This window comes from Flammeovirga pacifica, assembly GCF_000807855.2.
GTDB lineage: Bacteria > Bacteroidota > Bacteroidia > Cytophagales > Flammeovirgaceae > Flammeovirga > Flammeovirga pacifica.
Genome location: NZ_JRYR02000001.1, coordinates 1,601,882 through 1,613,289, shown reverse-complemented (window position 1 = coordinate 1,613,289; position 11,408 = coordinate 1,601,882). Strand labels below are relative to the sequence as shown.

Below are 11,408 nucleotides of genomic sequence, written 5' to 3'. Positions count from 1 at the left end.
TATTTGTTTAATATTTATAGCTTTAATCATTCATCACTTTTGATTACTACTACTTTATGACAACAAAACAATTACTTCAAGTGGCTACCGCAGTGATTATAAATCCTGATAGTCCAGAAGAATTCTTACTAGCAAAAAGACCGTTAGATCGACATTTAGGAGGGCAATGGGAATTTGCAGGAGGAAAAATTGAAGAAGGAGAAGATCCTGAACACGCTATAGTTCGAGAATTAAAAGAAGAATTTGATATAGAAGTAGAGGTAATCAATAAAGTTTGTCAGCATGTCTATCATTATCCCGAAGTCTCTTTGGATTTACATACTTTTAGGGTGAAAATAGTATCTGGGGATATAAAATTATTGGAACACGATGCAGCTGTTTGGGTATCAAAAAATGAGGTAGAGACTTATTTATTGGCTTCCTCAAATCATGAGATATTACAGCATATTTAATACTAATTGATTCAAATCACTAGTATAAAAAACAAAAAAGTACAAGACATTAAGCCTTGTACTTTTTTGTTTTTGTGAAGATATCTCGTTACCTGTTTCTTCCATATTGTTCATGAGAACTCACCCAATCAGAAGAAGAAATGGCTGATGCTAGAGAAATTTCTCCTGCGAGTACTACAGCAGCTACAATCTCAGCAAACTTATAAGCTTTGCCTTTGCCATAACAGTTTAATAATTCTAATGATTCTTTTTGGGTGCCAATTCCTGTCCCTCCGCCATATGTGGCAATAATTAGGGAAGGTATTGTCATAGAAAGGTATAAATCTCCTTCTTCTGTTAATTCTGTATATATAATACCAGCAGAAGATTCGGATACATTGGCAACATCCTGCCCAGTGGCAATAAACATAGCTGTAATGCCATTTGGAGAATGCAGTCCGGTATTATTTACACCAGACAAAAAGGAGCCAATAGCAGCAATTCTAGAGTGGTGATCCAATTGTGCTGGTTCAACTCTCATATATTGTTGTAAGATCTCTTTTTTTAATGTTACCTCAGCAGTGACACGTTTACCTCTTGTTCTCATAATATTGATCTGAGAAGCTTTTTTATCTGTGGCAAAGTTAGATTCTAAGAAGAAATTTTTAATTCCAGGATATTGATCTAGAATCCAACTACAAGCTGCAAAAGTGGCTCTACCCACCATGTTTTGACCCGCTGCATCTCCAGTTTTAAAATTAAATCTTAAGAAAGCGAATTTGTTTGATAGGAAGTGGTCGATATAAACTAAATCAGCGATAGAAGAAGTGGTTTCTGCTTCTTCTTTTATCTTATCAAAATTTAGTTTTATCCATTGAACAAAATCTCTAGCACCTCTAGCATCAATAAACTCAAAAACAGGAGCTCTTTGCATTGCATCGTCTACTACAGAAACTTTGATACCACCACACATGTTTGCCACTTTCATTCCTCTGTTATATGACGCCACAAGTGTTCCTTCTGTAGTAGCCATAGGAATCATAAATTCTCCAATAGCATGTTCTCCATTCACTTTAATTGGTCCGGCAAATCCCATAGGAATTTGAGCAACCCCAGTAAAATGCTCAATATTTCCAGCCAAATCATGAGGGTCAATCGAGTATTTACCGATATGATTTATAGGCTTTTTAGCAAACTCAGAGATATATTTTTGACGTTCTTTGATGATCTCATCTCCAAAGTCGTCCATTTCATCACGAGGTAATTTTTTTTCCACCTTGGCAGGGTCTACAACAGAATCGTTGACTGATAATTTTAGATTCCCAAAAGGAGAAGCTTTAACACTTACTTCTAATTCATGTCTTTCAATTGGTAAAGGATCATGATTCAAAATGTTAATTTGTATAGTTTTTCTTAAAGGGAAATCAATACGATTATCTTTTGTAATTGAAGTTGCTTTGATTTCAGTTGATTCTGATGTAGTTAATATGATTTGATTAAGGTCTATCTCATTGCCATTAATTTTAATGTGTGAAATTTCTTTTAGCTCAGCATCTTTTAATCTATTTTTAATAGAAAAACTAATACCTTTATCAGTGTTTTTTAAACTGCCTCTGTTATAGAGTTGCTTTAATAACATACTAGGTATAAACATATCTTGTAATTTGGTGGTGGAAATAAAAAATAGTTTCTTGTTAATCAAATATGTGTTCGATCAATAAACAAAAGTAATCATGTATTTAGTATAATTTTTTATTACCTATTGTTCTGACACTAATTTAACTAATATTTATTCAAAATGAAGATTTTAATATTAAACGGACCAAACTTAAATCTATTAGGAAAAAGAGAACCGACAATTTACGGTAATCAAAGTTTTGAAGATTATTTTAAGCAGTTAAAAAACACATTTCCTAATGTTGATTTGGAATATAGACAATCAAATCATGAAGGAACTCTTGTGGATTGGATTCATGAAGTTGGGTTTAGTTATGATGGAATAGTTTTTAATGCAGGTGCGTATACTCATACTTCTGTAGCTATTGCTGATGCTATTGCAGGTGTAGAAACAAAAGTGATTGAAGTACATATTTCTAATGTGCACGCTAGAGAAGCATTTAGACATCATAGTTATATGGCTAAAAACTGTGTAGGTACAATTGCAGGTTTAGGATTAAAAGGATATGAATTAGGGGTAAGGTATTTTACGGAAGACTAATTAGAATCAATTAGTTCTTGTACTTTTCCCTCTAAAATATCTTTCTTAAAAGGTTTAGAGATATAATCATTCATTCCTGCTTCTTTACATCTTTCGAATTCGCCTTTTAAGGCAGAAGCAGTCATGGCAATAATAGGAATAGATTTGATCGGTTCTTCAAAGTCCGATCGAATCTTTTTTGTTGCTGTATATCCATCCATTTCAGGCATATGTACATCCATTAAAATAAGATGGAATGCCTCTTTTTCTAATTTTTCTATTGCGATAAGACCGTTGTCAGCAACATCCGTTTCGTATCCCCATTTTTTTAATAAGCGAAGCACCAACATTTGATTCACTTCATTGTCTTCGACTAAGAGTACTTTTTTTACTGTTTCAATAGTATCTTTCTTTTCAGTTACTACTTTAGGAATTTCTTGATTGTGGACCTTATCAGTTTTTATTTCAACATAATTCTTGAAAGTAATATCAAAATAAAAAGTGCTTCCGTAGTTGGGTTTACTTTCAACAAACATTTCTCCACCTTGTAATTCAACAAGCTGTTTCGATATACTTAAACCTAATCCAGTACCACCAAATTTTCTTGTTGTAGCATTTGATGCCTGGGTGAAACTGTCAAATATTTGATCTATTTTATCTTTTGGTATACCTATCCCTGAATCTTTTACAGCAAATTGTAGCTTTGTATCTTCTTCGTTACTACTTAAGCATCTAACCGTAATAATCACACTACCTTCAAAAGTAAATTTAATAGCATTGGAGACTAGGTTAATCAAAATTTGTTTTAATCGAACAGGATCACCAATTACAAATTGAGGGACATTTTTAGAAATATCTAAAAGAGCATTTAACCCTTTTTTCTCAGATTCTAATTGATGTGTTTCTATGATGTTATTTAGGATTTCATAAAGATCCATTTTAGTGGTCTCTAATGCTAATTTCCCAGATTCGATTTTGGAAACATCAAGAATATCATTGATCACTACTAATAGATGGTCTGCTGATCCTTTGAGTACCTTTAATAAGTGTTTTTGCTCATCATCCAAAGGGGTGTCAGTAAGTAAATCGGCCATGCCCATTACCCCATTAATAGGTGTTCTAATTTCATGGGACATATTCGCTAAAAACTCTTGTTTTGCATTAGCAGAACTTTCTGCGACTTCTTTAGCGTGTATTAAAGATTCATTTTGCTCTTCAATCTTTGATAGCATATCATTAAAAGCATTGATTAATTGACCTATTTCATCATTACGCTTTTCACTGATACGAATTGAAAAATCTTTTTTATTAGAAATATTATGCGCCGTTTTTTCAAGATCAAGAATAGGCTTTGAGATCGTTCTTTGTAAAGGAACAGAGAGAAAGAATACTAAGAGTACAACAGAACCAACGATAACAATAAACATGATAAAGTAGGTAGTAAGTCGACCTTGTATAGTATTTAAATTCGATCTAAGAAAAACCGTATTTATTCTACCATTTTCATCAAATGTACTTACATAAATATCTAGATGATTGTCAATTAATGAGAAATTGGTTTCGTTCTGAGTGTATTTAGGGATGAAATCAGCATGAGATAACTGCCATTCCTTATCAAGTAAAATGTTTTTAGTTTGATAAGTAGAATCAGCTTCAGCTAATTTGACTGCATTGTGATTATAATAAGCGAATAAGCGTTGTTCTTTATCAAAAATAACACCTGTGAGAATTTGTTCTTGTTCTACTAATAATTCTGCTAGATTTCTCTGTGCGGCATTTACTTGTTGTAACTCAACTGATGCATCGTTATTATCGCCAATAATTTTAGCTAATTGCTGGGTGTCGTTAATGAATTTCATTTTGTATTGTTGAAAATCGTAGGTGCAATACAAAATTGTAGAGAGAGATGAGGCGATTAAACTTACTAATAGTATGATACCAATAAGTCTAATTCTTAAAGATTGCTGATATAGTTTTTTAATCTGGGTCATACGGAATAATATCACTTGCTAAGTTAAGGAGTTTAACGTCGATTGTTAGTTGTGCTTTATTGGCAGAAACAATGTTTAATGTATATAAACCATTGGGAGTAAGATTTATAATACCTCCATTTTTGCAGAAGTTAGGAATATTATCACCTATGGTCAAAACAAAGGAATTATTCTTTTCATAAATTTCAGATAAAAGGCTTTTTATTTCATCATTACTAAAACCTTGTGTCATAAAAACAATATGTGAACCTTTTAAGTCTTTAATACTGTTTCCTCTTCTGATTTCCCATTGTCGACCATTGACATATCTATTCTTGAACATGTTATCAATAACATCTCCGAATGGATCATCTCCTAAAATGCCTAATACAAGCTTATTATTTTCTTTAAATGCTTTAGTTGGCCAATTGACAAATTTTGCGAAAGTATTCACCATAGCGGCTTTTCTTTCATATTCATCAAACTGAGCATGTGCATTTTCTATAGATAATAGAAAAATAAATCCACTGATAATTAGTAGTAGTTTTTTAAACGATATGTCTTGAAAATGTTTTTTCAATTTATTTTATTCTTACGGATAATAGGATACAAGCATTATCCTGGGAAGTTTTTATTGTTTTATTCTTGATATGATATTTCCATCGCGAAACACCTTTTGCTGCAAGGTAATTTAGTATAGAATTCATTCTCATTTCATTGAGTTGATCTACGCTAGATAATGTTTTATTTTCATCTTCAGAAGAGAACCAAACGACATCAAGAACAATGTTGTCTCTTTCTTTTAAGAAGGTAGAAAGTTCATTTAAGCTTAACTTATTTTCGGTTGATATATCAAATTCTTTTTCAGGGAAATAATACCTTTCTTCAACAATTACATTCTGTTTTAAATTCAAGCTAGGTACTTTAACCACTTTATCGCCTTGATCTCCTCGAACACTATCCAAAGAGGTTAGTAAACTTGGGTCGGCTTCGTTAAAAGCTTTCTCTATAAGATCCAATAAAGGTGTGTAGTAAGGATCAGGACTGTTAGAAGTATTGGAAGTATTAGGAAGGGAAATGTCTTTAATAGGATCGTCTAAATCATTTAAATTGGCTAAGCCATCTTTATCTGTTCTATCGACAATCATTTCCATCAACATTAGCAATGCATCATATCTTGCATCAGTAACTTCTTCCTGATTTTGGTTTTTTAGTTCATCAAAGGTAGTAACCTCAAATCTAGTTTCATTTGGAATAACATCATACCCAACCACCTTATTGAAAACTTCAATTTCTTTAAGTTCAAATTCTTTATCTAACTGATACCTGTAAGTGTCTTTTGGAAGGTCAATATTTAAGGTATACAGTTCGCTATCGTTGTATTTAATGATAATACTGTAATTTTTAGAAGGAGGTAAAATCATGAAAAACTTACCTACATCTGGAGAAGGGTCATAGACGTATTTTTTGTAGGTAATATTGCTATTGTCTTTTACCAATAAGGTAATCGGCAGGCTTTGTCCATTTTTTAAAACCTTAATTTTACCTGTAACAATAGCACGTTTCATTTTATGAACAGGCTTGAAAATGGCATAAATATCTTTTCCGCCTACAGATTGTTGGTCTTGTCTATCAGAAGTAAAATACGAATACCGTTTACTTGGGATCTGAGAGAATTGCATTTCATTAAAAGGAGAGTTTACATGAGCACCTAAATTTTTAGGTCTACTCCAATTAGCACCTTCTTTTGTTGATTTTACAATATCAAAACCTCCCATAGATAAAATTCCATTCGTACTATAATAAAGCGTTTTGTTATCATTATGTACATAAGGAAATACTTCATCATTAGGTCCATTGATTGTAGGTCCTAAATTAATAGGCTTTGACCAATCGTCTTTTCCAACGCGGATTGATTTGTATAAATCAAAACCACCTTGTCCTCCAGGTCTGTTCGATGAAAAATAAATAGTAGTGCCATTATTGGCTATAATCGCACCTTTTTCTGTATGATTAGAATTTATCTTAGAATTTAGTTTCTTTGGTTTTTGCCATCTCCCTTTTTTCACTTTTGTCTCATAGATATTTCCTTTATCTATAGCATCTGATGGATACTCTATGTAAAGAAGCATATACGAACCATCTTCTACATATAAGGGGTATATTTCTCTGTAATCTCCGTCGAATTGAGGATAAGGGTGTGAGAATTGTACACCTTTACGATAAGATAAATAGATATCTCTATCAGCACTTTCTAAATCTTTTGGAAGAAAAGCATATTGATCTCCATAAACATAGTTATAACTATCAACTTGTCTTTTTGAGCTAAATACGATGAAATTATCTCTTTTTGAAATGATAGGAGCAGATTCATCATAAGAAGTATTGATTGGAATATCCATAATCGCCGTAGTTTCAGATGAACTACTTTGAATACTTCCTAACTTAATTCCATTTTCGCATTGTTTGATTTTTAATTCAACATCATCAAATTCTTTTTTGAGTGTAGTCTCATTTTCGAGGTATTCATTATAATAATTAATAGCCTCAATATAATTATGTTGAAGTTGTAATACATGTGCATAGAAATATAAATAATCTACAGCAACATCATCACAATCATTTTGAATTAAATATTTAAGATAGGGAAGTGCTTCTTTTACCTTAAAGGGAGATTTGAGGTAACATTTTGCGATTTTATATTTTAACTCACAAGAATGCATATCTCGAATTTCTACCTTCTGATATTTTTCTAAAGCAAGAAAGTAATTACCTTCTTGATATGCGATATCAGCCAATTCTATTTCTGATGGATTTTGTGCCCAGAGAGTAGAAAAGGAAAGAAGAATTAAAAAAAGAGCGATATGTAGTTTAGGTAAATTCAGAGGACTAATTTCTTTTAAATTGAACCTTGTGAGTTTGTTCTAATAAGTAATATTCCAAAATTATTTTGATCACTTGTTTGTTTTGAGCCTACAATAATAAAATCACCGTTACTAGCTTCAACTACCGCATTACCTCTTTGTTCTTTGATACCACCAATAGATTTTTCCCATTGTTTTTGACCTTTATCATCAATTTTAACTAACAATGTATTGAAACCATCTAAAGCTGTGTTATCACCATATTCATCAGGAACATATACTTCAGTATATCCTACAATTGCATAACCACCATCTTTAGTTTTTGTAATACCATGAGCTTCATCGTAGCTTAAACCACCAAATGATTTATGCCACAATTGTTGACCATCAGCATCTGTTCTTACAATCCAAGCATCCAAAGAAGCTTCAGCAAACGTGTAAGAATAACCAACGATAGCATATCCACCATCATTTGTCTTTACAAATTGATTGGCTTTTTCAGTATCGCCACCACCGTAAGTGCGTTCCCAAAGTTTATTTCCTTCTAAATCAGTTTTGAACATCCAAATGTCCCATTTACCACGACCAAGCGATTCAGTATTACCTACTACTGTGTAACTATCATCGTTGGCAATAATATCTACAGTTCTATCGTTTTTAGCTCCACCAAAGAACTTCCTCCAAGTTTGAGTCCCTTTACTATCAATTTTTAATAGGAAAGCATCTTCAGATGGTTCTTCTTTATCTAGTTTAAGGATTCCTCCTCCAATGATAAAACCACCATCTTTAGTTTCTGCAATAGAAGTACCTTCTTCAATAGAGTTTTCATCACCATATGTTTGCATCCACACTTGTTTACCTTGTGCGTTTACTTTAACAACCCAAGTATCTTTTAAATCAATACTTAACCCATAAGAGTCAGAACTACCAACAGTAATGTATCCACCATCAGATGTAGGAATAATTTGATATACTTCTTCCGTTTCAGTATCTCCAAACTTGAAATTCCATTTTACATTACCGCTTTCATCGATTTTCCAAAGACTCATGTCCATATTGCCACTAGTGCCAACAGAACGTCCTGCAATTATGTACCCACTATCGTGTGCCTTAATAATGCATTTACCTTGGTCGTATTTACCTCCTCCAAGTACTTTATTAAAAGTGGATAAGGCAATAGCAGGAATATTTTCTGCTTGTGCATAAAACTGAACACAAACAAATAAAAGTAATATGGAAAAAAAATGTTTCATTCTTTAGTATTAGGTCAAATTGATTATCTACTTATCAAACGACTAAAATTGAAAGTTATTTTATTAGACCATTTTAACATAGCTTCCCAAGAAGGTAATTGTATCAGAATAGGCTCTAATTATCTCTTGAGTTTTGGAGTCGTTGAAATGTCCGTCGAAGTCTATCACAAACCAATAGTTGAAATTATCTTTCATTTTAGCAGGTCTGCTTTCAATTTTAGTAAGGTTGATGTCTCTTTGTCTGAATTCTTCCAAGAAGTTTGCCAAATCACCAGGTTGATTACCAATTTTTGCAAGAATTGATGTTTTATCGTTGCTACTTGCTTGATTTACGAAATTCTTAGCAATAATTAAAAATCGAGTAGTATTATCCTGACTATCTTCGATGTTATTATACCTGATAGGTAATTGGAATAATTTAGCTGCAATATGAGAACAAATAGCAGCAGCACCTTCTTCCTTAGAAGCCATTTCAGCAGCACGAGAAGTTGAAGATACTTGTATTAACCTGATATCATCACCAAAGTAGTCTTCTAAGAAGTTTCTACATTGTCTAAATGCAATATCTTTAGAATATATTTTTGTGATTTTAGATAAATCATCATGATTTGATGCTAAACTAAAACTTATGGATAAAGGTAGTTCTGCAACAATCTTAACGTCTCTATAGCATAACTGATCAATAGTTTCAGCTACCGTACCTTCTTGATTATTCTCAATAGGGACAACACCAAAGCGTACTCTTTCAGTCTCTACATTGTCAAAAACAGACTTAATTGTTTTTAACGGTATATATTCACTCATCGCTCCAAATCTATTTTCTGCAGCCTGATGAGTGTAGCTACCGTCAGGTCCTAGGAAAGCTACTTTTTCTGGTAATTCTAAATTTCTACTTACAGCAAAAATTTCAAGAAAAATAGCTTCAATGGCTGAATGATTTAAAGTGCCTTTGTCATCTTGTGAAATATGATGTAGACGATCAATGATCGATTTTTCTCTTTCTGGGCGATAGATCACTGACTTTTCATGCTTTTTTAATTCACCAACTTTTTTAACGACATCCATACGTTCGTTCAATAACCTTAAAAGTTGATTATCTATAGCATCTATTTGATTTCTTAATGATAGTAAGTCCATTTATCGCACTTTTTTATAATGATATACTCTAAAAAGAAACATCTTTAGTTTCTTCATTTTACAAATCTATTGTTTTTTTCAGTTTTGAAAAATAAAAAAAGGACAGAAGCTTAAAGCTGCTGTCCTTTTTTAAGTTATATAAAAGATTCAATTAACGTTTGAAGCCTAAAACAGCGGCTCCACAGTAACTTTTAGAATCTTTAAATGTAAAACTTAAATAGTAAATACCTGTAGAAGTACACTTGTACGTCCAAGTATTTAAAAATCTGTTATTATAGAATGAAGAGATAATTTTACGTCTCTTAGCATTGTATAAAGTAGAAATTAAACCTTGAGCACCACCATCTTTACCAGAAATAGTAATTTGGTAGCTTGTGTCTTTTGCAAGAACGCAAGTATATTCAATTTTACGACGTGTACCGTTACGACCGTCTATTCTGTAACTTTTTGAAAATTGAAAGCCTGGATTAAGCTCTTTCATACTTTTCGTTACGTACAACTCTGCATTACATTGAGCTGATGCCTCTTCAACTGCGAATAAGGCGAAGATAAAAGTGATAGCTAATAATATTTTTTTCATCGTTCCGAAATTTTTCTGAGAAGTATGAGTTATCTAATAACTTTATTTCTGATTGATTTTAATAAACTTGTAATTTTTTGAATGTCGGTGTCAGTTACATGAACAACACTTCTAGTACCGTCTGTTACCACTAGTACACCGTCAATCTCTTCCATAGTAGGCTCGCCAACTATAACTTCTACTTCAATCTGATCATAGATTTCTTGAAGAGCAGTTAAGTCATTGATTAAATCTTCAAAACCAGGAGTAGATTTATAGATATCTAAAACAAGTAATAGTTGATCTAAAACTACTTTTTGGTCACCAATTTTATCTTTTAGAAGATCATTTGGTTCTCTTAAATTGATTATCGTTGTTAAATAAACAGCTTCAATCCAACCACCTGTAAGAATTAAAACAGAAACATTTTCTCTTTTTCTCTCACGAAGGTTATTGTTTATTTTTTCAAAGTTCAAGGTAGTTTGTTGAATTAATTCATCTAACCTATTTGAACTTTCGGCTAATTCTTTTATTGTTTCATAATCAAAAAATGCACCAATACCTAAACCGTCAGCTAAGTCTCTTACTGAGTTTAGAAAAGATATTGCATCTTGGTTTTTACCATAAATGTTGGCAAAACCCAAATCAGTGCCGTAAATCCCTAAATTAATTGCTTTTTGAAATGCTGTATTATAACGTGATACAGCTTCAGGAGCATTTAAATCGGCCTTGTTATATATAGTTCCACTTTCTTTAATAAGAACTGAAATTTCAAGAGGGGAGGGGATTGATTGTAATACTTCACTTACTGGAAGAACCTCTTGAGTAACTCTAGCAGGGGCCGGCGTATGTAAGTTATTAGCAGGATCGTTTTTCGGTATATCACCTGCGGAAACAGTTGTAGCAGCTAGCATTACCGAGGCCGCCAATGTATTCAAATATTTGGTATTCATCTTAACTTTGCTTTTTCAAAGGTAGTTTTATCAATTGTAAATCA

General features: G+C 32.4%; 10 protein-coding genes. 2 read left to right on the top strand and 8 right to left on the bottom strand.

Features of this window, described 5'->3' with window-relative positions; translation table 11 throughout:
• Positions 1 to 56 precede the first annotated feature (56 nt).
• Positions 57 to 452 (top strand): (deoxy)nucleoside triphosphate pyrophosphohydrolase, encoded by a 396-nt coding sequence (locus NH26_RS06450; RefSeq protein ID WP_044218812.1) that lies wholly within the window; start codon positions 57 to 59, stop codon positions 450 to 452.
• Between the two features lie 88 nt (positions 453 to 540).
• On the opposite strand, the gene NH26_RS06445 is transcribed toward NH26_RS06450, so the two are convergent.
• Positions 541 to 2,085 (bottom strand): hydroxymethylglutaryl-CoA reductase, encoded by a 1,545-nt coding sequence (locus NH26_RS06445; RefSeq protein ID WP_044218813.1) that lies wholly within the window; start codon positions 2,083 to 2,085, stop codon positions 541 to 543.
• A 144-nt stretch (positions 2,086 to 2,229) separates the two neighbouring features.
• Here NH26_RS06445 and aroQ point away from each other — a divergent pair, with 144 nt between their 5' ends.
• Positions 2,230 to 2,649 (top strand): type II 3-dehydroquinate dehydratase, encoded by a 420-nt coding sequence (gene aroQ, locus NH26_RS06440; protein ID WP_044218814.1) that lies wholly within the window; start codon positions 2,230 to 2,232, stop codon positions 2,647 to 2,649.
• On the opposite strand, the gene NH26_RS06435 is transcribed toward aroQ, so the two are convergent.
• The 7 genes from NH26_RS06435 to NH26_RS06405 form a co-directional block, all read right to left on the bottom strand.
• Complete coding sequence (locus tag NH26_RS06435; protein WP_052431799.1) at positions 2,646 to 4,487, bottom strand: ATP-binding protein; 1,842 nt, start codon at positions 4,485 to 4,487, stop codon at positions 2,646 to 2,648. The two genes, aroQ and NH26_RS06435, sit on opposite strands and share 4 nt — an antisense overlap.
• A gap of 118 nt (positions 4,488 to 4,605) precedes the next feature.
• On the bottom strand, positions 4,606 to 5,178 hold the full coding sequence (locus NH26_RS06430; protein WP_052431800.1) for a YfiR family protein: 573 nt from the start codon (positions 5,176 to 5,178) through the stop codon (positions 4,606 to 4,608).
• Position 5,179: 1 nt separating this feature from the next.
• Entirely contained in the window at positions 5,180 to 7,396 is a 2,217-nt protein-coding gene (locus NH26_RS06425) for a PD40 domain-containing protein (RefSeq protein WP_044218815.1), read from the bottom strand.
• A gap of 101 nt (positions 7,397 to 7,497) precedes the next feature.
• Positions 7,498 to 8,715, bottom strand: a complete 1,218-nt coding sequence (locus NH26_RS06420; RefSeq protein ID WP_044218817.1) for a hypothetical protein — start codon at positions 8,713 to 8,715, stop codon at positions 7,498 to 7,500.
• 63 nt (positions 8,716 to 8,778) lie between these two features.
• On the bottom strand, positions 8,779 to 9,852 hold the full coding sequence (gene pheA, locus NH26_RS06415) for a prephenate dehydratase (RefSeq protein ID WP_044218818.1): 1,074 nt from the start codon (positions 9,850 to 9,852) through the stop codon (positions 8,779 to 8,781).
• Between the two features lie 151 nt (positions 9,853 to 10,003).
• A complete protein-coding gene (locus NH26_RS06410; RefSeq protein ID WP_044218820.1) occupies positions 10,004 to 10,432 on the bottom strand; it encodes a hypothetical protein in 429 nt (142 codons plus the stop codon).
• A gap of 29 nt (positions 10,433 to 10,461) precedes the next feature.
• On the bottom strand, positions 10,462 to 11,364 hold the full coding sequence (locus tag NH26_RS06405; RefSeq protein ID WP_052431801.1) for a hypothetical protein: 903 nt from the start codon (positions 11,362 to 11,364) through the stop codon (positions 10,462 to 10,464).
• Between the last annotated feature and the right edge of the window lie 44 nt (positions 11,365 to 11,408).